Raw genomic sequence first — 22,343 nt, 5'->3', positions numbered from 1 at the left:
CGTAGACGTTGACGGCTCCCACCGCAAAAGGCGTGGGCACGGTGATGCACAGCACCTGGTCGTCGACCCGGCGGACCCGGGCCGAGACTCCGGCCGCCGGGGCCCCGGCACCCTTGCCCGGGGTTGCCATAGCTCCTGCCTCCTTGCTTCGAGGTCCGAGTGCGTCGCGTCCCCGCGGGCCGGGCACCATGGTGCCGCCGCAGGGGTGGAAGCGGCCGGCATTCCCCCTCGACCGCCAGCTCTCACCACCGGGGCCGGCGATGCCCCCTGCGGCGGCGCCGGGTGCGCGCAGGGGCCCGGCCGNGACCCGCCCCCATTCCTGGGCGGCTCCCGGCCGGGCCCCTGCGCGCACCCGGCGCCGCCGCAGGGGGCATCGCCGGCCCCGGTGGTGAGAGCTGGCGGTCGAGGGGGAATGCCGGCCGCTTCCACCCCTGCGGCGGCACCATGGTGCCCGGCCCGCGGGGACGCGACGCACCCGGACCTCGAAGCAAGGAGGCAGGAGCCATGGCAACCCCGGGCAAGGGTGCCGGGGCCCCGGCGGCCGGAGTCCCGGCCCGGGTCCGCCGGGTCGACGACCAGGTGCTGTGCATCACCGTGCCCACGCCTTTTGCGGTGGGAGCCGTCAACGTCTACGTCATCCTGGGGCGGGTGCCCACCCTGGTGGACGTGGGGCCGGGCGGCCGGCAGGGATGGGAGGCTCTGGAGGCGGGACTGGTCGCGGCCGGCCTGGGGTGGGACGACCTGGCCCAGGTGGTCATCACCCATACCCACGCCGACCACTTCGGGCTCCTGCGCCGGTGGCCGGGGCGCACCCTGCCGCCGGTCCTGGCCCACCGCTGGGGTGCCCGCCACTTCCGGGGCGGGCAGGATCCCGAGCGGGAGGCGTTCTTCCGGGACTTCGGGCGCGCGGCGGGGGTGCCCGCGGACCTGGCGGGCGGCATGCTGCAGGGCCTGCACCTTCTGATGGCGTCGGAACCCGCCGTGCCCGTGGCCCGCTGGCTGGAAGACGGCGACACGGTGGAGATGGGCGACGACCTCTGGCTGGTCCTGCACACCCCGGGCCACGCCCAGTCCCAGGTTTGTCTCTACCGGGAGAAGGACGGGCTTCTGATCAGCAGCGACCACCTGCTGCCGGCCATCTCGTCCAACGCCATGCCGGAACCCCCGCCCCTGGACGAGCACGGCCGCCCGGTGCGCCCGGAACCGCCCCGCAGCCTGGTGGACTACCGACGGTCCCTGCGCCGGATCCGGCCCCTGCCCGTGCACCTTTGCCTGCCCGGCCACGGCGAGCCCTTCGCGGGCCACCAGGACCTGATCGACCGGCGCCTGCAGGGCATGGAAGAACGGGCCGGGCAGATCCTCCGGGGGGTCGAGGCCCGGGGCGGGCGCGCCACCCTCTACCAGCTGGCCGTCGACCTCTTTGGCCGCGGGGATCCCGGCCACGTGCTGCTGGCCCTGTCCGAGGTCCACGGCCACGTGGAGTGGATGGAGGCGGAGGGCCGGCTGCGCCGGGAACCGGAGCCCGGCGGCAGCGGCGTGCTGATGGTGACGGTGTGAGGCCCGGGGGCCGGGGGCGCGGCCCCGGCCCCCGGTGCGACCTCACGCGTCACCGGGATCGGGGGCGCTGCGCTGCCGGCTGCCCGGCTCTTCCGGTTCCACCCGGATCCGGGCGTCGATCACGTAGCAGCCGCGGCCGGGCTCGTAGGCCTTGAGCGGGTTGATGTCCAGTTCGGCGATCTCCGGCACCTCTTCCACCAGCCGCGAGACCCGCAGGAGCACGTCCTGGATGGCTTCCTGATCCGCCGGCGGATGGCCGCGGTAACCCTCCAGCAGCCGGTAACCCCGGATGCTGCGGACCATCTCCGCGGCGTCCACGTCGGTCAGGGGCGTGATGCGGAAGACCACGTCCTGGAGGATCTCCACGTGGACCCCGCCCAGGCCGAAGGCCACCAGCGGGCCGAAGAGGGGATCTTCCGTCACGCCGACCACCAGCTCGGTGCCGCCGGGCAGCATGGGCTGGACCACGAACCCGTCCAGTTCCCCGGCCCGGCCGGCCGCCGCCAGGCGGTCGCGGATCCCCCGGCAGGCCGCCCGCACCGCGCCGGCATCTTCCAGGTTCAGCTGGACGCCGTCCCACTCGGTCTTGTGGACCAGGGTGCGGGAGGCCATCTTCACCACCACGGGGTAGCCCAGCTCCTCCGCAGCCTGCACGGCCGCCTCCTCGTCCCGGACGAAACGCGAGGGGACGCGGGGCAGGCCGAAGGCTTCGAGCACCCCGTCGACTTCTTCCGCCGGCAGCCAGCCGCCGCCCCGGGCCGCCGCCTCCCGGCAGATGGCCCGGGCCCGGTCGATGTCCAGGTCGGGGTGGGCGGGGATCCGGCCCAGGGGCCGCCGGCGCCAGCGGGCATACTCGTACGCCTTGGCCAGCGCCCGGGCCGCCGACTCGGGGAACCGGTAGGAGGGGATCCGCTCGTCGCCGACCGCCAGGGGCTGGCGCAGGCCCCGGGTGCTCATGAAGCACGCCAGCACCGGCTTGTGGTGCCCTGCCTCCCGGGCCTCCGCCACCGCGTCCCGGACGGCCGCCGCCACACCGTCCACGTCGGCCAGGCCCACGGGGATGAAGATCACCAGCGCCGCGTCGAAGGTGGGATCGGCCAGCACCGCCCGCAGCGTCTGGCGGTAATCCTCCGCGGTGGCAGAGGCGATCATGTCGATGGGATTGCCCAGGCTGGCCGCCGGCGGGAGGAACCGGCGCAGCGCCTCCCGGGTGGCCGGGGACGGCTCGGGCACCTCCAGGCCTGCCGCGGCCAGGGCATCGGTGGCGAGGATGCCCGGCCCGCCGGCGTTGGTCACCACCGCCACCCGCGGTCCCGCGGGCAGCGGCTGGTTGGCCAGCAGGGCGGCGATGTCGAACATGTCTTCCAGGGTGTCGGCCCGGATGACCCCGGCCTGGCGGAACAGGGCTTCCACGGCGGTGTCGCTGGCCGCCAGGGCGGCCGTGTGGGAGCCGGCGGCCTTGGTTCCCGCCGCCGTCCGCCCTGCCTTGACGGCCAGGATCGGCTTCTTGCGTCCCACCCGCCGGGCCAGGCGGGCGAACCGCCGCGGGTTACCGAAGGACTCCAGGTAGAGCAGGATCAGGTCGGTGTCCTCGTCGTCCTCCCAGTACTGGATCAGGTCGTTGCCCGAGACGTCGGCCTTGTTGCCCACGCTGACGAAGGTGGAGAGGCCGAGCCCCAGGTCCCGGGCGTACTCCAGGATGGCCAGCCCCAGGGCCCCGCTCTGGGACGACATGGCCACCCGCCCGTGGGGCGGGAACACCGGCGAGAAGCTGGCGTTCATCCGCACGTCGGGGGCGGTGTTGATCAGCCCCAGGCAGTTGGGGCCGACCATGCGCATGCCGTAGCCCCGCACCTTGGCCACCAGGCGTTCCTGCAGCTCCCGGCCCTCGGCTCCGGTCTCCGCGAAGCCGGCGGTGATCACCACCAGCCCGCGCACCCCCTTGGCCCCGCACTGGTCGACCACGTCGAGCACCGCGTCCCGGGGCACGGCGATGACGGCCAGGTCCACGGGACCGGGGATGTCCAGCACCGAACGGTAGGCCGGGATCGACCCCACCACGCCGGCTTTCGGGTTGACGGGGTAGACGGGACCCTGGTAGCGGTTCATCACCAGGGCTTCTAGAATCCGGTAACCGATGCTGCCGGGATCCCGGGAGGCGCCCACCACGGCGATGCCCCGGGGCCGGAAGAGGGGCCGCAGGGAGGCCACCGTGGCGATGCGGTCCCGCATCTCGCTGCGTTCCACGCTCTCCGGGCTGGGCTGGACATCCAAGCTGACCACGACGTAACCGTCCCGGTGGTGCTGTTCTGCTTCGAAGCCGCTGGCGCGCAGAACCTCCAGCATGCGGCGGTTGTCCGGCTGGGTCCAGGCGATGAAACGGCGGATCCCGTGGCGGGCGGCGATCAGGGCCAGCCGTTCCAGCAGCAGGGTGCCGAGTCCCCGGCCCTGGTACGCGTCTTCCACGAGGAAGGCCACTTCCGCCGCGTCGGGGTCCCGCTCGTCCCGGACGTACGTGCCGCTGGCCACGATGCGCGGGTGGTCGGGGTCTCCCACCAGCACCAGCAGGGTGTAGCGCTCGTCCGGTGGCCCCACCTGGAGCAGGCTTTCCACCGCCGCCTCGCGGGACTCGCCGGCGAAGAAGCGGCGCATGAGGGACTGGTCCGAGACCCGCCCGAGGAACTCGGCCACGAGGGGGCGGTCCCGGTCCCGGGCGGGGCGCAGGGTGGCGGCGGTGCCGTCGCGCAGCAGCACGCGCCCGGCTTCCAGCCCGTCCTGGGGGATGGGTGCCGGATAGAGGGCCGGCAGGGTGGCCAGGCCGGCGCGGCGAGGTGTCCCTCCGGTGCGGTGGTGGCCGCCGTCGCCGGCGGCGGGCCCGGCGGCCTGATTCTGGCCCGTGCCGCGGCCCGCCGTCGCCGGGCCGCGGGAGCCATCCCCGGCGGGCTGGGCGGGGGATGGAGGCGGGGGAACGGTGGGCGGGGAACCGGCGGTCTGATCGCCATGGGGCGGCCGGCTGTTCATGGGCTTGACCTCCTTGCCGGGGCCGGAGCCGCGGGGGCCCGTCCCGGAGCGGGTTGCAGTGTTTTCCTTAGTTTGCTGCGGGGGTGTCTCCTGCCAGGGCAACTCCCCGCCTGCCAGTGAACCCCACGATGCTGATGATCCCCTGAGACGGGGCTGAGACTTTCGGGTCCCGCACCAGGGGGACCGCCGTTGGGTCCTGACCGGGGCGGTGGTCCTGGGCGCAGGTCGGGCGCCGGGGCGACCCCGTGGCCGGTAGGCTAGCGCCGCGGCGCACCGGGCGCGGCAGGGCCGGGTGCGGCCGGAGAGTCCGATTCAGGGGGGAGCAGGCGGGCCACGTCGGAGGCGACCACCGTCCAGAACCCGTCCTGGCGGGTCATGGCCCAGGTCAGATCCAGCGCCACCGGCGGCGGATCACCGGCGTAGTAGACGGTTCCCCGGACCCGGACCCGGGCCTGCGGGCCTTGTACCGCCAGGGTCGTGGCCTGGTCGATCTCCACGAACTGCATCCGCGTGGCCAGCCGGCGCGCCAGAAGATTCCAGGCCGGGTCGTGGGGGTCCGCCACCATGTGGGCGGCCGTGGCCACGTCCCCGTTGGCCAGGGCCACCCACAACCAGGTGGCCGCCACGTGGGGCGGCGCAGCCTGCAGGTGGGCGGCCAGCTGGCCACTGCTCTTGAGGACCATCAGGTGGTGACCGGGGTCGACCCGGTCGCCCACATGGGTCGTGGAGGCCAGGGTGTGCACGCAGAAATGCCCGTCGAACCCGTTGCCGACCACAACCTGGTCGCCGTGGGGCATGCCGTTGATGGAGGCCGCGATCTTCCGGCCTGCGACCTCCAGGACCACGGCGCGGCGGCGCCAGCTCCAGCTGCCGCCGTAGAGGGAGCGGAGGACGGCGGTGTCTTCCCGGGTCAGCGGCTCGGCGTCGGCGTGCTGGTAGCCGCCGTAGCGGCTCACCCGCAAGGTCCGGCCCGTCTCCAGGTCCCGCAGCTGGGCGACGGCGTCCCAGGGCCACAGCCGGTCGACCTCGGCCCACGGCAGCGGCTCGCCGAAGAGGTCCGCCGCCAGGCGGCGCGTGACCGGCTCCAGAGCGGCCCAGAGGGGACCGGTCCGGTCCAGGTACCCCTGTTGGGGGTCGTAGAAGCGCCCATCCAGGGAGACCAGCAGCCGGTGGGGGCGCCCGGTCCTGCCGGTCCAGTCCAGCTGCCAGTAGGCGAAATGGGGCCCCGGCGGCGGGGCGCCGCGCCCGCCCGGCGCCCGCCGGGTGCGGGCCAGGGCGCGGGCCAGGTCCTGGCGTTCGGACGCGGTGAGCACGGCGCGGCCCGGGTATTCGGGCCAGGCGAAGGACAGCTCGGCCCGGACCACGGCGCGCCCGGGGACGAGCCGGCCCGCCGGCCCCGTGCCGCCGGCCGGCCCCCTGAGCAGGACCCACCCGGCCAGCAAGGCCAGGGCCAGCAGCACAAGCCGGGGGGCGTTCCGGAAGAGCCGGTCGCGCCAGGGGGGAGGGCGGTCCGGAAAGCGGCCGCTGGTGCCAGATCCGGGACGGCGGCCGGTGACCCTGGAGCCGCCGGGGCCGCAAGGGTCCGGACCGGCCGGCGGCAGGGAGGGGACGGGGGCACCCGTGGACCGCTCCCCGGAGATCGCGGGCGGTTCCACCGTGCGGCGGGTGCCTGGCCGGTTGTTCCGCCCGGCGGGGCCGGCCGGCGGCAGGCCAGCGGGGACCATGGCGGGTGCTCCCTCCGGATTGGGTCGCGGGTGGAGCCGGTCCGGTCTCGAACCTGGGGCCACGGACAAGTTCGGGTCGAGACCCGGCCCCGGCCCTGGCCCATGGATATGCGGGCCGGTCCGGGGTATGCCGCGGCGGCAGCCGGGGCCCTCCCCGCCTCCCCCGTGTCCTGTGGCGCGGGTCCGGCTACGGTCCGGGCCGGCCGGGAAGAATACCGGCCGGAACCAGGGCGACGGGAGGGCGGGGTGTGGCACGCTGGGTTCGATGGCGCCGCCCCGGCGCGCATCTCCAGGGCGGATCGGCGGCAGGGCCCGCGCCGGGAGGCCCGGACGCGGCACGGGGTGCGCGGGCGGCGGGGAGGAAGCCGTTTCCCGGACCGGAGACCGGTTCCGGCCCCGGAGGGCTGACCTCTGACCCTTTGGTGCCCGGGACGCGGGGCGCCGTGCCCCTGGCCGGACCCCTAGTGGCCGGGAGCCGGGGGGCGGAGACGGGACGGCTGTCCCGGCCCCGGGCCCGCCTGCGGCCCAGTCCCCGGGTGGCCCTGGCTTCGCCCCTGGCTCCTGAGCGGGAGCAGGCGGTCGAGGCCCGGGGACCCCAGGCCCGCACCGGCGGCAAGGCAGGCGGGGCTGGGCCGGCGCCCAGGGACCAGCGCGGAAGCCGTTCCAGTACCGGCACGGGCAGCTCCACCGCGGGGGGCCAGCGGCACCGGGATGCAGGACCGCTGGTCGAAGCCCGGCGCTGGTTGCAGGAACAGTTCGAGGCCGTCACCGGTCGCGGGGACGACGGGGCCGGGGACCGGGGGCAGCCCGGCGGGAGCGGCGGGCAGGAAGTCCACGGCCCGCCCGGTGCCGGCCGGGGGATGCCGGCTGCGACCGCCGGGCCTCAGGGGCAAGGAATGGAGGGCGGGCCGGGCACCGCGGCCGGGGCAGCCGCCGGCCCGCCTGCCCGCGGCGACGGGCCCCGGGGGCGGCAGGACCGCCCCGGGACCCTGGACGGTCAGGACGACCATCAGCGGCGGGGCGACGGTACCCGCCACAGGACGGGTGATCCCGGGATGGCGATGAGGGGTGGCATGGAGACGGGCCAGGGGGGAGCGATGGGGCCCGGAGGGTGGCCGCTGGCGGGGCCGGCCGGGATGGCCTCGGTACCACCGCCCGCGGGCGCGCTGCCGGTCCAGGGGTTGCCGCCGGCATCGGTCCCGTGGCCGGCCGTTCCCGCGAACCTCCTGGGGCCGGTGGGCCGGGGCAGGGAGGAGGCGGGCGGCGGGAACCCGGCAGCTATGGCCGGGCCGGGGGCCGTTGTGCCGGCCGCCGGCCCGGCCTACGCCTCCGTCCTGCCAGCCGGCTGGCCCGTGACGGTGCCGTTGCCTGGCGGCCCGGGCGGAGTATGGGGACCCGGGTTCTGGCCCGGTGCCCCGGGAGCAGCATCGCTGGCGGCAGCAGGCATGGCCGGGACCACCGGGGAGGGCGGCGCCGGTGAAGGGGCGCAGGGAGGAGGCGCCGGCGTCCAGCGGGCGGCCGCAGGCCGGGAGAGCCCTGGAGCCCCCCGCCGGGTGCGCCGCCTCGGCGGGGCCTTGGCCGATCACGGCGACCGGGGGGCGCGGGGTCGCAGGCAGGATACCGGCCCGGCGCCTGCGGGCCAGGCGGGCGGCCGTTCGGAGGGCTCAGGGGCCGGCCGGCAGGGCGTCGACCAGGGGGGAATGGAGGGTCTGGCGGCCCTGGCCGGTATGGCCGGCCAGGGCGGCGGTCGCGACGGCGAGAAACAAGGGGGTGGCCGCCAGGGCGGGAGCCGGGAGCGCTCCCGCCAGGCCGAGGGTGCCCGGCGGCGTCAGGGGTGGCCGGGAGGTTGGGGCGCCGGCTTCCCTGATGGCGGACTGGCGGCCGGTTCCGCCGTGGCAGCGGGTACGGCTGGGACCACCGGTTGGATGGCGCAAGGGGTGGCGCCCCTTTACCCCGGTCAGGCCGGCGGGCCCGCTGCACCCGGGCTGTTCGGGTTTCCCGGCGCTGCCGCGCCGCTGTGGGCGTCCCGGATGGACGGGGCGGGCGGATCGCCCGGCCTGATGCCCCACGGCCCCTGGGCAGGGCCGGCGGGAACGCCGGGCTGGCCCGCCGGCCCGGGGAGAGGGCAGGCGGCCCTGATGCCCTGGGGTCCGGGCGTCCTGCCACCAGGATGGCCGTTCACGGGACCGGGAGCGGCCCCGCCCCCCGGCGCCGGGGAATCCCGGGACGGCGGTGAAAACGCCCAGGACCAGCACGGTCACGGGACGGTCCCTGCAGGGTACGTTGCGGCAGGGTCCACCGGGGCTCCGGTACCGGGCGCCGGGGGTTGGCCGGGCGGCAGCCCGTGGCCGTTCGGGCTCATGCCGGGCGGCTGGGGCTGGCCCGGCGGGCCTGTGGGAGCCGCCGGCACGGCCGGGCCGGTTCTTCCGGGGGCCATGGTGCCTTCGGGGTGGACAGCCCTTCCGCCCGGGCCGGGAACCGCAATGCTTTCCGCGGCCGGGCCGGCCCACCCGGCGGGCGCCGATCCCGCCTCCGCCGGGGGAGCCGGCACCGGTAGGGAGGGGGCCGGCGACGGCGGGCAGCAGCAAGGGGAGGGCGGCGAGGCGCCCGGCGGTCCTGGCGGCCGCAATCCGGCTCTCAGCCTGGTCAGCGCCCACCTGCAGCTGCGCCAGGACATGGAAAACAACCTCCGCAAGTTGCGCCAGGTCATCAGCGAGAGCCAGGCCATCGCCCAGCAGATGGAGCAGCTTCTGGCGGCGACCTCCCAGTGGGGCGGCGGCGACAGCGGCCGCGCCCAAGGGGGACAGGGCGGGGATGGTGGCCAGGGCGGCGGAAGCGGCCTGGGCGGTGGTGCCGGGCACGGCACCGGCTCCCGCCAGGGTAACGGCGGCCGCCAGGCCCGGGGCGCGGCAGGCGGGGGGCCGGAGCAGCAGCAGGGAGGAGGGGGTTACGGCGGCGGATCCCGCCGCGAGTCCGGTCCCCAGGCCTAGCATCCAGCGTGTCGAGGGATCGCAGGTGAAGCCATTCCGGGTGAAGGCGTTCCGGGTTCGAGCCGGGCCCTTCTTCCCCCGGCCCTTCCCGCTGATCGCCCTTGACAGCGTTTCCTCAACTTGCATACAATACCATCGGGTTTCCCACGCTTCCCCGATCCCGCCGCCGGGCTTGCGGAACACCACGCCAGTGCCAGCCACCGCCATCCTGGGACGGGGTCAAACGCCGGGTGTCGACCGGTCCGTGGTTGGTTTCCGAATTCTCCCTTGATTCAAGGGCAGGCATCGCTGGCTACCCCGTGGCAGGTGGAGTGGCCGGGTCGGGGTGCCATCATGGGTACGCCCGGGCGAGCGTGCCCGGGCCCCTTGCAGGTGCCTGCCGCGGTCCTGTCCCGTCGACCCCCCGTGCAGGTATGGCCAGCATAGGGGTGGCCCGCAGAAAGAGGCGATGCGCCTGCGGCCACGGCGGGGAAGGCTTGCCGCCGGGCGAAGCCCCCGGGCCGCCTTCAGCCGGCGCCTCCGGCCGCCGCGCCTTGCCGGATGAATCCCTGCGGGCCTGAGGGGCCCCGGGGTGGGTGCTGGCCCCATCGAGATGGCGCCGGGACCGGGCTGCCCGCGGGTCGCCGGGCAGGCGCCCGCTGGTCCCGCGGCGCGGGCTGGTGCCCGGGCCGCAGGTCACCGGTAGCAGAGCCGCAGGTCAGGAGATGCCAGGAAGGAGGGACCTCGCGTGCGGGTGCGACGCGTCGCCGTCATCGGTGCCGGTCACGGCGGCCAGGCCATGGCCGCGTATCTCGGGTTGCTGGGTTTCCGGGTGGCCCTCTACAACCGGTCCGCCGCACCGCTGGAACCCATCGCCGCGGCGGGCGGGATCTTCCTCGAAGGAGAGGTGGGGGGCTTCGGGCCGGTGGAACGCGTCGCCTGCACCATCGGTCCCGAGCTGCGCCGCTACCGCCTGGTCATGGTGGTGGTCCCGGCAACCGCCCACCGCCAGGTGGCCCGCTGGTGCGCCCCCTTCCTGGGGGACGGCCAGGTGGTGGTCCTGCACCCCGGGCGAACCGGCGGGGCGCTGGCCTTCCATACCGCCCTCCGGGAGGCCGGCAACCGGGCCGACGTCCTGGTGGGCGAGGCGCAGACGCTGCTCTTCGCCAGCCGGGTGACGGGACCCGCCCGGGTGCGGATCTACGGATTCAAGCGCCAGGTGCGGGCCGCCGCCCTGCCAGCCGCCCGCAACGCGGAGCTGCTGGCGACCTTGCGGGAGGTCCTGCCCCTCTTCACCGCCGCCGACAGCGTGCTGGAGACCAGCCTGGACAACATCGGGGCCGTCTTCCATCCGGCCCCGCTGCTGCTCAACGCCGCCCGGGTGGAATCGGGCGAGCCCTTCGAGTACTATCGCCAGGGCATCTCCCCCGCCGTGGCGCGGGTCGTCGAGGCCCTGGACGCCGAGCGCCTGGCGGTGGCCCGGGCCCTGGGGCTGCGCCTGCGCAGCGCCCGGCAGTGGCTGGCGGAGGCGTACGGGGCCTGGGGGGCCGGCCTCTACGAAGCCATCCAGGCCAATCCGGCCTACCGCGGCATCGGCGCGCCCCTTTCGGTGGAACACCGCTACCTCGACGAGGACGTGCCGGCCAGCCTGGTGCCCATGGCGGCCCTGGGACGCCGCCTGGGCGTGCCGACGCCGGTGATGGACGGCATCATCCACCTGGCCGGCGCCCTGCGGGGAACCGACTACTGGCGGTGCGGCCGCAGTTTGGCGGAGATGGGCCTCGAGGGGATGAGCGCGGAGCAGATCCAGCGCTGGGTCACCCTGGGCGAGATGGACGAGGCCATGGTCGTCTGAAGGGCACGATGCGGGCCGAGCCGTCGCGGCGGGCGCCGGCGGGCCCGGCGAAGAAGCGGGACGGCGGCCGGCCCTTGCCAGGGCCTGTTGACGCAGGAGGTGAGGCGTTTGGAACGGAAGCCGAAGATCCTCGGGGCGGCGGTGGGCGACTGCGTCCACGTGGCCGGGGTGGTGAACTTCCTGCACCTGGCGGAGGCTCAGGGGTACGAAACCTTCTGCCTGGGCCCGGCGGTGCCTGTGGACGAGCTGCTGGGCGCGGCCCTGGAAGATGATCCCGACATCATCGCCGTGGGCTACCGCCTGACCCCTGAGACGGGAGCCCGGGTCCTGGCGGAGCTGAAGGAAAAGGCCGAGCGCATGGGCCTGGCCGGCAAGCGCTTCATCTTCGGCGGTGTGGGGGCCGTGTGCGATCATGCCCGGCGTCTCGGCCTGTTCGAAGCCGTGTTCGATGCCGACACCACCGTCGACGAGATCATCGCCTACCTGCGGGGGGGACCGGCGCGGCAGGATGCCGCGGACTACCCGCAGACCCTGGTGGAGCGGATCGAGTTCAAGCACCCCTATCCCATCCTGCGCCACCACTTCGGCCTGCCGTCGGTGGAGGCCACCATCCGCGGGGTCGAAGCCATCGCCGAGGCCCGCTGCCTGGACGTGATCTCCCTGGGCACCGACCAGAATGCGCAGGAGCACTTCTTCCGGCCCGAGGAGATGGATCCCGACGAACACGGCGCCGGCGGCGTGCCCGTCCGCAGCCCCGACGACCTGCGGGCCATCTACCAGGCTTCCCGGCGGGGCAACTACCCCCTGATGCGGTGCTACAGCGGAACGCGGGACACGCTGAAGTGGGCGGAGATGCTGAGGGACACCATCAACAACGCCTGGTGCGCGGTGCCTCTCTTCTGGTACAGCCAGCTGGACGGGCGCAGCCGGCGGCCGCTGGACGAGTCCATCGCCGAGGCCCAGGCGCTCATGCGCTGGCACGCCCGCCACGGCATTCCGGTGGAGATGAACGAATCGCACCACTGGAGCCTGCGGGATGCCCCCGACACGGTGGCCGTGGCCGCCGCCTTCCTGGCGGCGTACAACGCCTACCGCTGCGGGGTGAAGACCTACGTCCAGCAGCTGATGTTCAACAACCCGCCGGGCACCTCGATCCAGATGGACCTGGCCAAGATGCTGGCCAAGCTGGAGCTGGTGGGCGAACTGGAAGGGGACGGTTTCCGCGTGCTGCGGGAGACCCGGACCGGCCTCTCCAGCTACCCGGCGGACCTGGACCGGGCCAAGGGCCAGATCGCCTCCTCGGTGCTGGTGCAGATGGCGCTGAAGCCCCACATCGTGCACGTGGTGGCCTACACCGAGGCCAGCCACGCCGCCACGGCGGAGGACGTCATCGCCTCCTGCCGCATCGCCGAGCAGGCCATCCGCAACGCGGTGTTCGGCCTGCCCGACATGCTGCGGGACCCCGTCATCCAGGAGCGGAAGAACCAGCTGGTGGCCGAAGCCCGCCAGCTGCTGGAGGCGATCCGTTCCCTGGCTCCGGCCGGAGTCTCCGATCCCTGGACGGACCCCGGTACCCTGAAGCTGGCGGTGGAGATGGGGCTCATGGATGCGCCCCACCTCGTGGGGAACCGGGCCGCCTGCGGCAAGGTGCGCACCCGCATCGTCAACGGGGCCTGCGTCGCCGTCGAGCCGGCGACTGGGAAGCCGTTGCGGGAAGAAGAGCGCATCGCCCGGGTCTTTGCCGACTACGAGCGGGCGGTGGCCGGTACCGCCCCGGCGACCCCGGCCTGAGCCCGGCCCCGGCGCGGGCCCCGGGGCCGTCCCGTACCAGCCCGGGGCCGCCCCCCTGGCCGGGGAGCGGCCCCGCCTGCTGCCTGCAAGGTCGTGGAGGCCGGACCGGCGGCGAAGCGGCGGCCCGGCCCGCGACTACGGTGCCACCCGGACGGTCACCGAGGCGGCTGCCGGGCCGCCGCCCTGGTGGTAGAAGTGGACCTCCAGGACGTACTCGCCCGGTTCCTCCGGCGCGGGGATGGGACCCAGCTGGATTGACTGGCCGGCGGGCACCGGCACCAGGGCGCCGGTTTCCATCATGCCGTGCTCCCAGGGCCGCCGCTGTCCCCCGTCGACCCGCCAGGCCTTGAGGCCGCCCAGGCCGCCCGTCAGCTGGATCTCGGCCCCGCTGTCGTTGCGCACCGTGAGGGTGATGGCCTCTCCCGGGCGGTAGCTTTCCCGGTCGGCCGCCAGGCTGACGCCCGCCACCTCCGACGCTCCCTTCGCTGCCTGCGCCCCACCGGCCCCCTCGCCACCGGAGCCGGCACCCGGATGCTCGCCGGCCTGCGGAGCCTGCGCCCCCAGGGCGGCGCACCCGGCCAGCAGCGCCGCCACCGCCACCACCGCCAGGATGGCGGAAGCGTATCGCTGCGCCCCTGGCCGCCACCGCTTCGGGCCCATCCCCCGCCCGTGTCCCTTGCCACGTTCCATCGCAACCCCTCCTCCGGGGTGATCCTGCCGGTTGGCCGTCCATTGGACGCCTGCAGGGCGGTGCCGGTTCCCGCCCTGGCGGCCCTTGACGGGTGAGCCTGGGGAAAGCACGCCGGCCCGTCCGGACATGCCCTTCGAGTCCTGTCCCTCATAGCCGCCCGGGCCTGTGCATAGGCATGGTGGCGCGGCACCGGGCGCCCGCTCGCCGCAGGCCGGGGGCGGGCGCCCCGCCAGCGGGAGGAGGTAGGCCGTGGTTCGTCCAGGAAAGGACCGCGCCAGCCGCCGGCCGGATCGGGTATCCTCCGCACCGGCCCCCGCCGGGCGGGCGGGCGGATTTGTGCCGGAACCCGGTTCCCGCAGCTCCCGGCCCGGCGACCCGGGGAGGCTCCGGGGGACCCGTTCGACCCCATCAGTTTCCCCGCGGCCGGGCGGGAACCCTGCCGGGGGCGGGGCCCTCCGGCCCGGGGGAGGAGGCCATCGCGGCCGGGAGCGGGGTGAGGCCCGGCAGGTAGCATGGCATGCCCTTCCGCCCCACGAGTGCCTGGCGCTGCTCGGCACCGGGCCCGAGGAGGGTCTCCCGGCCGCCGAGGCGGCCCGGCGCCTGCGGCGCTACGGGCCCAACCGGTTGCGGGAGGCCCGCCGGGATCCGCTCTGGCGGAAGCTGGCCGTGCAGTTCCAGGACGCGCTGGTCCTCGTCCTGGTGGGAGCGGCGGCTTTGTCGGCAGCGCTGGGCGAGCAGGCCGACGCCATCACCATCCTGGTCATCGTCATCATCAACGCGTTGCTGGGCTTCCTGCACGAGCACAAGGCGGAGCAGGCCCTCGAGGCGCTGAAGGCGCTGGCGGCCCCTCAGGCCCGGGTGATCCGCGACGGCCACCGCCAGGTGGTGGCGGCGGCCGACCTGGTGCCCGGCGACCTTATTCTGCTGGAGGCGGGCGACCGCGTCCCTGCCGATGCGCGGCTCCTGGAGTCCCACAGCCTGGGCGTGGAAGAGGCGGCCCTGACGGGGGAGTCCCGGCCGGTCGGCAAGTCGGCCGCCGCCACCTGCGCGCCGGAGGCTCCCCTGGCCGAGCGGCCCACCATGGTCTACCAGGGGACCACGGTGGTCCGCGGCCGGGCCCGGGCGGTGGTGGTGGCCACGGGCATGGCGACGGAGATGGGCCGGATCGCGGGGCTTCTGGAGGCGGCGGAAGCCGAGCCCACGCCCCTGCAGCAGCGGCTGGCCCACCTGGGCCGGGTTCTGGTCAGTGCGGCCCTGGCGGTATGCGCCGTGGTGGTGGTCCTGGGGGTGATCCAGGGCGAGCGCCTGGCGTCCATGTTCCTGGCCGGCGTCAGCCTGGCGGTGGCGGCGGTGCCGGAGGGCCTTCCCGCCGTGGTCACCATCGTCCTGGCCCTGGGCGTCCAGCGGATGGTGCAGGCCAATGCCATCATCCGCCGGTTGCCGGCGGTGGAGACCCTGGGGTGCGCCACGGTGATCTGCTCCGACAAGACGGGGACCCTGACGGAAAACCGCATGACGGCCCGCCGGGCGATCACCGCCAGCGGCCGGTTCGCCCGCACCGCCGAAGGGGAACCCTGGAGGCCCGAGGCCGGCGGGGAAGAGGGGGAGGCGGGGGGGCCGGGGCGGCCGGTGGCCGGTGCCCGGACGGCGGCCCCGGCAGCGGGGGCCGGAGCCGGGGCCGGGCGGGCCGGTGGGCCGGGGGGCGGCCCGGCCGCGGAACTGCAGTTGCTTCTGGAAGCGGTGGCTTTGTGCAACAACGCGGTGCCCGTCACGGCCGGTGACGATCCCACGGGGGATCCCACGGAGGTTGGCCTGGTCAAGGCCGCCTGGGCCGGGGGCATCGACGCCCGGCGACTGCAACGGGAGCGTCCCCGGCTGGCCGAGCACCCCTTCTCCTCGGAACGGCGCCGCATGGCCGTGGTCTGCCGCGACGCCCAGGGCCGGGCCGTGAGCTACGTCAAGGGTGCGCCCGAGGTGGTGCTGGAGCGGTGCCGGTTCCTCTGGCGGGACGGGCGGGCCGTTCCCCTGGGCGAGGGGGACCGGCACCGGATGGCCGCCGCGGCGGCGGCCATGGCCGAACAGGCCCTGCGGGTCCTGGCGGTGGCCGTCCGGGTGCTGGGGCCCGGGGACGACCCTGAGGACGAGGCGGTGGCGGAAGGGGACCTGGTGCTGGCCGGCCTGATCGGTCTGATGGACCCGCCCCGCCCCGAGGTGCCCGCGGCCATCGCCCGGTGCCGGCAGGCCGGCATCCGGCCGGTGATGGTCACCGGCGACCACGCCCGCACGGCGGCGGCCATCGGCCGGGAGCTGGGCCTCCTGGCCGGTGGCGACCCGGTGCTGGAGGGGCGGGACCTGGACGCGATGGATGACGAGCAGCTGGCCCGCAGGGTGGGTCAGGTGGCCGTCTTCGCCCGGGTGGCGCCGGAACACAAGCTGCGGATCGTCCGCGCCCTCAAGCGCCAGGGCGAGGTGGTGGGCATGACGGGGGACGGGGTGAACGACGCCCCCGCCCTCAAGGAGGCCCACATCGGCATCGCCATGGGCCGCACGGGCACCGACGTGACCCGGGAGGCGGCGGACATGATCCTGGCCGACGACAACTTCGCCTCCATCGTCGGCGCCGTGGAGCAAGGCCGGGCCATCTACGACAACATCCGCAAGTTCATCCGCTACCTCCTGGCGTGCAACACCGGGGAGATCCTGGTGATGTTCCTCGCCCTGCTGGCGGGCTTGCCCTTGCCGCTGCGCCCGATCCACATCCTGCTGGTCAACCTGGTCACCGACGGCCTGCCGGCCGTGGCCCTGGGCCTGGAACCGGCGGAACCCGACGTGATGAACCGGCCCCCGCGGCACCCCCGGGAAAGCCTCTTCGCGGGCGGCCTGGGACGGCGGGTGCTGATCCGGGGGGCCGTCATCGGCGTCACCACCCTGGCCCTGTTCGTCCTGGGGTCGGCGAGCGGCGACCTGGAGCGGGGCCGGACCATGGCCCTGGCGGGGCTGGTCCTGAGCCAGATGATCCACGTCTTCGATTGCCGGTCCGAACGGCGATCCGCCTTCGACGTGCCCCTCTCCGCCAACCCCGCCCTGGTGGCGGCTGTGGCCTCGTCGGTGGCCGTGCTGCTGGCGGTGGTCTACTGGGAGCCCCTGGCCCGACATTTCTATACGGTGCCCCTGCGCCCGGGGGACTGGGTCATGGTGCTGGGCGGGGTCTTGCTGCCCTGGGTGGCGCTGCTGGTGCGCCGGTCGCTGGTGGGAAGCCGGCCCCAGGCGGCCGTGGGGTCGAGCCGGGCCTAGCGGGGAGCTGGCCGGGAGGCGGCAGGGCGCGGGCGCCCCGAGACGCCTGCGCCCCCTGAGGAGGCTCCGGAGGGGAGGGAGGGCCGCCAGGCCCGGCGAGCCGGTGGCCTGTGGCCGCCGCTTGGCCGGGGGCGGCCCCTTGCGATCCCGCTCGGTGAAGCCAGAGTATGTTAACATGAGGTGGGTGCGACCGCGCCGCGGCCCGGCCCCGTCGCGGCCGGGCCGCGGGCCCCAGGCAGCCGGCCCGTCCCCTGGATCCCGGGGCACGGGCTCCCCGCCTGCCGGCGACTTCCCCCGGCCGGCACGCGCCGGGCAAGAACCCGGGGCGGAGCCCGGCTGGAGCGGCGGGCCGGCTCCGGCGGCGGCGCTGGCGGCCGCCTTTTTATTTGCTTCGCGGGGGAGGTGGCCGTGGTGACGGAACGCCGGCCGATCCGGCTGACCAAGATGCACGGCCTGGGCAACAACTACCTGTTCCTGGACGGGCTGGCCGAGCCCGTTCCTCCCGACGACGACCTGCCGGCTCTGGCCCGGGCGGTCAGCGACCGCAACTTCGGCATCGGCAGCGACGGGCTCATCCTGGTGCTGCCGCCCCGGGATCCCGGGGCCCGGTTCCGGATGCGCATCTTCAACGCCGACGGTTCGGAAGGCGAGATGTGCGGCAACGGCATCCGGTGCCTGGCCCGGCTGGTCTACGACCGGGGTTACACGCGGGAGACGGAGTTCGTGGTCGAGACGGGGGCGGGGCCCATCCGGCCCCGGCTGCACCTGGACGGGCACCGGGTCACGGGCGTCACCGTCGACATGGGCGTGCCCCGGCTGGAGCGGGGGATGATCCCCATGGCGGGACCGGCCGGGGAGCAGGCCGTAGAGGTGCCCCTGGAGGTGGAAGCCGGCGGGGAGCGGAGCGTGTTCACCGTCACCGCCCTCTCCATGGGCAATCCCCATTGCGTGGTCTTCGTCGACGACCTGGAGGCCGTGGACCTGGAGCGCCTGGGGCCTGCCTTCGAGCACCATCCCGCCTTCCCCCAGCGGGTCAACACCCACTTCACCCGGGTCCTGAACCCCGAGCGGGTACGGGTACGGGTGTGGGAGCGGGGTTCCGGGCCCACCCTGGCCTGTGGGACGGGCGCCTGCGCCGTCGCGGTGGCCGGCGCCCTGACCGGCCGTACCGGCCGCCGGGTCACGGTGGAACTGCCCGGCGGGTCCCTGGAGGTCGAATGGGCCGGGGACGGCCACGTCTACATGACGGGCCCCGCCGCTTATATCGGGGACGTGGTCTACGATCCCCACTGAAGCACGCGCCACAGGAGGTGCAGCCCCATGGTGCAGCCGGCACGGCGGCTGGAGCGCATCCCACCCTACCTGTTCGCCGAGCTGGACCGCCTGCAGGCGGAAGCGGCGGCTCGCGGTGTGGACGTGATCAGCCTGGGCATCGGGGATCCCGACCAGCCCACGCCGCCCCACATCGTGGAAGCCTTGCAGAAGGCCGCGGCCGATCCTGCCAACCACCCCTACCCGAGCTACGCGGGCTCCCGGCGCTTTCGCCAGGCGGTGGCCCGCTGGTTCGAAGGCCGCTTCGGGGTTCGCCTGGACCCCGAGGGCGAGGTGCTGGCCCTGATCGGATCCAAGGAAGGGCTGGCCCACGTGATCTGGGCCTACGTGGACCCGGGCGACGTGGTGCTGGTGCCCGATCCGGGGTACCCCGTGTACAAGGCCCACACCCTGCTGGCGGGCGGCGAGCCTTACGTCCTGCCCTTGCGGGAAGAACGGGGCTGGCTGCCCGACCTGGAACAGGTTCCTCCGGACGTGGCGCGGCGGGCCAAGCTGCTCTTCCTCAACTACCCCAACAATCCCACCGGCGCGGTGGCCACCCTGGAGTTCTACCGCCAGGTGGTGGAGTTCGCCCGCACCTACGACCTGCTGGTGATCCAGGATGCGGCCTACACGGAGGTCGGCGAGCCGGGTTACCGGGCCCCCAGCATCCTGCAGGCCGAAGGGGCGCGGGACGTGGCCCTGGAGTTCCACAGCCTGTCGAAGCCCTTCAACATGACGGGCTGGCGCATCGGCTTTGCCGTGGGCCAGGCCGGCCTGCTGCGGCCCCTGGCCACGCTGAAGACCAATACCGACTCCGGCCAGTTCACCGCCATCCAGGAGGCGGCCGTGGTCGCCCTGGAACAGACCCCGCCCACCTGGTTCCAGCGCCTGGCGCAGCTGTACGAGGCCCGCAAGGAGCTGGTGCTCAGGACCCTGCACGAGGTGGGCATCGCCGCCACGCGCCCCCGGGCCACCTTCTATATCTGGGCGAGGGTGCCCGAGCGGTTCCCCAGCGACGGCGACTTCGCCGCCTTTCTGTTGCGGGAGGCGGGCGTGGTGGTCTCTCCGGGTTCGGCCTACGGCGACCACGGGGCGGGGTACTTCCGCGTCTCCCTCACGGTGCCGGACGCCCGCCTGGCCGAGGCCATGGACCGCCTGCGGCGGGTACTGGCCTGACGCGCTGGCGCCCGCCGGCGCGTCAGGCGTGATGGGCGGGGTGGGGGATGAACGGGCCTGCAGGGCCCGGCACAAGGGGCGGCGGCGCACCGGCGCCGGGCCCTCTCGTAGGGCAGGGCGGCCGGGTACCGGGACGAACCCGGCGGGTGCGGGTCGAGGCCTGGCTGGCTACAGGCCGGCTGAAGGCCACCTGGGACGGGGTGCTGGCCGCGGGGCCGGGATGGTGGGCCGTCGCGGCCCTGTGGTCCCGGGGACCGGTGGCCGCCGGGCCCCTGACCTTCGCGCCGGGCGACCGGCTCTTGGAGATTTACTGGGCCGACCGCTGGTACAACGTGTTCCGGGTTCTGGCGCCGCCCGCCCCGCCGGCGGTTGCCCGGGAGGGGCACCCGCCGGCGGGGCGGGCCGGGGAGGGGGAGGCCGGTGCCGCGGGAGAAGAGGCGGGCGGCGCCGGCCGCCTGCCGGGGCAGCCCGGTGGACCGCACCCCCGGGCCGGGTCCCGGGCCGGGCACCCGGCGGGGTATCGCCTGAAGGGGTATTACGTCAACCTGTCGACCCCGGCCCGGATCCTGGATGACGACGGCCTGGCCCGCGGCCGGGAAGGGGAGGAAGGGGAGGCGGGCGCGGCGCGGGTCTCCCGGCCCGTTCGCCTGGCCTACGTGGACGGCGTGCTGGATGCGGTGGTCCTGCCCGACGGCAGCTGGCAGTGGCTGGATCAGGCGGAGTTCCGGCGGATGGTGCAGGGGGCGGGCCGGGGGTCCGGGAGCCGGGGGCCTGCCGGCCCGGGTCGGATGGGGGAGGGGGAAGGGGCCGATGCCCCCCTGCCGCTGCCCGGGCCGGCCGCGTGGCGGCAGGCGGCGCGCCACCTGGCAGCGGGCCTGGCGGCGGGGGCGGGCCCCTTCGTGGAGAACCTGGTCCCCTGGGATGACCTCGAAAGGATGCTGTTCCCGGCCCCGGCCGGCGAGGGCTAGCCGGAACACCGCGTAGCGGGGAGGATGGGCGTGGTCCGCAGCATGACGGGATTCGGGCACGCCGGTGCCCAGTCGGCCGAACACCGGCTGGCGGTGGAGGTCCGCACGGTCAACCACCGGTTTCTCGACGTGGCGGTGCGGCTGCCGCGGGAATACGGCGCCCTTGAAGATCGGATCCGGCGTGCGGTAACGCAGCACATCGAACGGGGGCGTGTGGACGTCACCGTTCGTATAGATCGGCTTACATCGCCCGTCAGGGGCGTTCACGTTGACACCCATCTGGCCCACGCGTATTATGAGGCGTTGAAAGAATTGCGCCGGGTTCTGCGCCTGCCGGGCAGCATCGACGTGGACATGCTGCTCGATCTCCCCGACGTGCTGCGGGTGGAACAGGCCGAGGAGGACCTGGACGCCCTGTGGGCGGCGCTGGCGCCGCTCCTGGATGCGGCTCTCCGCCAGGTGGTGGCCATGCGGGAGGCGGAAGGGGCCGCCTTGGCCCAGGACCTGGCCCAGCGGGCCGCCCGTGTCGAAGCCCAGGTGGAGGCCGTCGCCGGCCGGGCGCCGGAGGTGGTCCAGGCCTACCGGCGGCGGCTGGAGGGCCGGCTGGCGGAATGGGGGGACCTGGCGGTCGACCCCCAGCGGGTGGCGGCGGAAGTGGCCCTGATGGCGGAGCGCAGCGACATCAGCGAGGAATGCGTGCGCCTGCGCAGCCACTGCCGCCAGTTCCGGGAACTGCTGGCCCAGGGCGGGCCGGTGGGGCGGCGGCTGGACTTCTTGCTGCAGGAGATGCACCGCGAGATCAACACCATCGGCGCCAAGGCGGCCGACCTGGACATCGCCGGCCGGGTGGTGGAGGTCAAGGCCGAGCTGGAAAAGATGCGGGAGCAGGTGCAGAACGTGGAGTAGGCATGGCGGCCCCCCGGCTCCGTGGCGGGTGGGGAAGCCGGCCCGCCGGGGCGGGCAGGGCTGCCGGGAAGGGGCGGGTTCCGTGGACATCAAGCTGGTGAACATCGGGTTCGGCAACATCGTCTCTGCCCATCGGATCGTGGCCATCGTCAGTCCCGAGTCGGCCCCCATCAAGCGGATGATCAGCGAGGCCCGGGACGACGGGCGCCTGATCGATGCCACCTACGGCCGCAGGACGCGGGCGGTCATCATCGCCGACAGCAACCACATCATCCTGTCGGCCGTCCAGCCCGAAACGGTGGCCCACCGCCTGCTCAGCACGCGGGAGGGCGAGTGAGGGATCCCATGGAAGCTGGACAACCCGATGCCGCCCGCACCGCTGCCGAGCGCCGGCCGGTTCCGGCGGATTCCCGATCATGGCCGGGCCTGATGATCGTGCTCTCCGCTCCCTCGGGAGCCGGCAAGGGGACCATCCGGGAGCGCCTCCAGAAGCGGCTGCCGGGTCTGGTGTACGCCGTCTCCGTCACCACCCGTCCCCGGCGCCCCCACGAGGTGGACGGCGTGGACTACCACTTCGTCTCTCCCGAGGAGTTCCAGCGCCGGGTGGAGGCGGGGGAACTGGTGGAGTGGGCCCGCGTGTACGGGAACTATTACGGAACCCCCCGGGAGCCCATGGAGACGTGGTTGCGGGAAGGCCGCGACGTGATCTGCGAGAAGGACGTGCAGGGTGCCCTCAAGCTGATGGACATCTACCCCGATGCCGTGTATATCTTTGCCATGCCGCCTTCCCTGGAAGAGCTCGAGCGGCGGCTGGAGCGGCGCGGCACCGAATCGGAGGAGGCGCGCCGCCAGCGGCTGGCCAGCGCCGACTTCGAGATGGCCTGTGTCGACCGTTATGATTACGTGGTGGTGAACGACGACCCGGACCGGGCGGCCGACGACATCGTCGCCATCATCCGGGCGGAAAAGCTCCGGGCCCGCCGCCGCCGCCACCTGGTCGAACGGGTGCGCGCCGGCGGGCGCATCGGCGGCTGACGGCCGGCCGGTCCCGCCACGGGGAGAGGCACGAGGGGGCGA

15 protein-coding genes are annotated in these 22,343 nt (G+C 74.6%); 11 read left to right on the top strand and 4 right to left on the bottom strand.

Annotation, left to right across the window (positions count from 1 at the left end):
* The first annotated feature begins 504 nt into the window (after window positions 1–504).
* A complete protein-coding gene (locus THESUDRAFT_RS11915; protein WP_006905049.1) occupies window positions 505–1,557 on the top strand; it encodes an MBL fold metallo-hydrolase in 1,053 nt (350 codons plus the stop codon).
* 42 nt (window positions 1,558–1,599) lie between these two features.
* Here the strand turns inward: THESUDRAFT_RS11915 and THESUDRAFT_RS11910 are convergent, their stop codons facing one another.
* The 3 genes from THESUDRAFT_RS11910 to THESUDRAFT_RS13620 form a co-directional block, all read right to left on the bottom strand.
* The gene (locus tag THESUDRAFT_RS11910) at window positions 1,600–4,578 is read right to left on the bottom strand and encodes a bifunctional acetate--CoA ligase family protein/GNAT family N-acetyltransferase (protein WP_006905048.1); all 2,979 of its coding nucleotides are present in this window, start codon (window positions 4,576–4,578) and stop codon (window positions 1,600–1,602) included.
* 257 nt (window positions 4,579–4,835) lie between these two features.
* Window positions 4,836–6,302, bottom strand: a complete 1,467-nt coding sequence (locus THESUDRAFT_RS12565) for a hypothetical protein (RefSeq protein ID WP_006905047.1) — start codon at window positions 6,300–6,302, stop codon at window positions 4,836–4,838.
* Between the two features lie 1,664 nt (window positions 6,303–7,966).
* On the bottom strand, window positions 7,967–8,236 hold the full coding sequence (locus THESUDRAFT_RS13620) for a hypothetical protein (RefSeq protein WP_156821940.1): 270 nt from the start codon (window positions 8,234–8,236) through the stop codon (window positions 7,967–7,969).
* A gap of 549 nt (window positions 8,237–8,785) precedes the next feature.
* Between THESUDRAFT_RS13620 and THESUDRAFT_RS13615 the strand changes: the two genes are divergently transcribed.
* The 3 genes from THESUDRAFT_RS13615 to THESUDRAFT_RS11890 all read left to right on the top strand — a co-directional run bounded on the left by THESUDRAFT_RS13615 (window position 8,786) and on the right by THESUDRAFT_RS11890 (window position 12,917).
* Entirely contained in the window at window positions 8,786–9,292 is a 507-nt protein-coding gene (locus THESUDRAFT_RS13615) for a hypothetical protein (RefSeq protein ID WP_156821939.1), read from the top strand.
* A 727-nt stretch (window positions 9,293–10,019) separates the two neighbouring features.
* Window positions 10,020–11,126 carry an NAD/NADP octopine/nopaline dehydrogenase family protein gene (locus tag THESUDRAFT_RS11895; protein WP_006905045.1) on the top strand — a complete coding sequence of 369 codons (1,107 nt, stop codon included), beginning with the start codon at window positions 10,020–10,022 and terminating at the stop codon, window positions 11,124–11,126.
* Between the two features lie 108 nt (window positions 11,127–11,234).
* A complete protein-coding gene (locus THESUDRAFT_RS11890) occupies window positions 11,235–12,917 on the top strand; it encodes a hypothetical protein (RefSeq protein WP_006905044.1) in 1,683 nt (560 codons plus the stop codon).
* A gap of 135 nt (window positions 12,918–13,052) precedes the next feature.
* On the opposite strand, the gene THESUDRAFT_RS11885 is transcribed toward THESUDRAFT_RS11890, so the two are convergent.
* Window positions 13,053–13,607: a hypothetical protein gene (locus tag THESUDRAFT_RS11885; protein WP_006905043.1), complete on the bottom strand. Its 555-nt coding sequence runs from the start codon at window positions 13,605–13,607 to the stop codon at window positions 13,053–13,055.
* Between the two features lie 250 nt (window positions 13,608–13,857).
* Between THESUDRAFT_RS11885 and THESUDRAFT_RS11880 the strand changes: the two genes are divergently transcribed.
* The 7 genes from THESUDRAFT_RS11880 to gmk all read left to right on the top strand — a co-directional run bounded on the left by THESUDRAFT_RS11880 (window position 13,858) and on the right by gmk (window position 22,301).
* Window positions 13,858–16,902 carry a cation-translocating P-type ATPase gene (locus tag THESUDRAFT_RS11880; RefSeq protein ID WP_006905042.1) on the top strand — a complete coding sequence of 1,015 codons (3,045 nt, stop codon included), beginning with the start codon at window positions 13,858–13,860 and terminating at the stop codon, window positions 16,900–16,902.
* Window positions 16,903–17,310: 408 nt separating this feature from the next.
* Entirely contained in the window at window positions 17,311–18,195 is an 885-nt protein-coding gene (dapF, locus tag THESUDRAFT_RS11875; protein WP_006905041.1) for a diaminopimelate epimerase, read from the top strand.
* A gap of 27 nt (window positions 18,196–18,222) precedes the next feature.
* On the top strand, window positions 18,223–19,392 hold the full coding sequence (locus THESUDRAFT_RS11870) for an LL-diaminopimelate aminotransferase (RefSeq protein ID WP_006905040.1): 1,170 nt from the start codon (window positions 18,223–18,225) through the stop codon (window positions 19,390–19,392).
* A gap of 47 nt (window positions 19,393–19,439) precedes the next feature.
* Window positions 19,440–20,360 carry a ribonuclease FAU-1 family protein gene (locus THESUDRAFT_RS11865; protein ID WP_006905039.1) on the top strand — a complete coding sequence of 307 codons (921 nt, stop codon included), beginning with the start codon at window positions 19,440–19,442 and terminating at the stop codon, window positions 20,358–20,360.
* 30 nt (window positions 20,361–20,390) lie between these two features.
* Window positions 20,391–21,266 (top strand): YicC/YloC family endoribonuclease, encoded by an 876-nt coding sequence (locus tag THESUDRAFT_RS11860; RefSeq protein ID WP_006905038.1) that lies wholly within the window; start codon window positions 20,391–20,393, stop codon window positions 21,264–21,266.
* Window positions 21,267–21,348: 82 nt separating this feature from the next.
* Window positions 21,349–21,603: an extracellular matrix/biofilm regulator RemA gene (remA, locus tag THESUDRAFT_RS11855; protein ID WP_006905037.1), complete on the top strand. Its 255-nt coding sequence runs from the start codon at window positions 21,349–21,351 to the stop codon at window positions 21,601–21,603.
* Window positions 21,604–21,611: 8 nt separating this feature from the next.
* Window positions 21,612–22,301: a guanylate kinase gene (gene gmk, locus THESUDRAFT_RS11850; protein ID WP_006905036.1), complete on the top strand. Its 690-nt coding sequence runs from the start codon at window positions 21,612–21,614 to the stop codon at window positions 22,299–22,301.
* Window positions 22,302–22,343: the final 42 nt, after the last annotated feature.

The sequence above is a fragment of the Thermaerobacter subterraneus DSM 13965 genome (assembly GCF_000183545.2).
GTDB classification, from domain to species: Bacteria; Bacillota; Sulfobacillia; order Thermaerobacterales; family Thermaerobacteraceae; genus Thermaerobacter; species Thermaerobacter subterraneus.
Note: the sequence above shows the minus strand (reverse complement) of the source record. Positions and strands in the feature narration are given on the sequence as shown.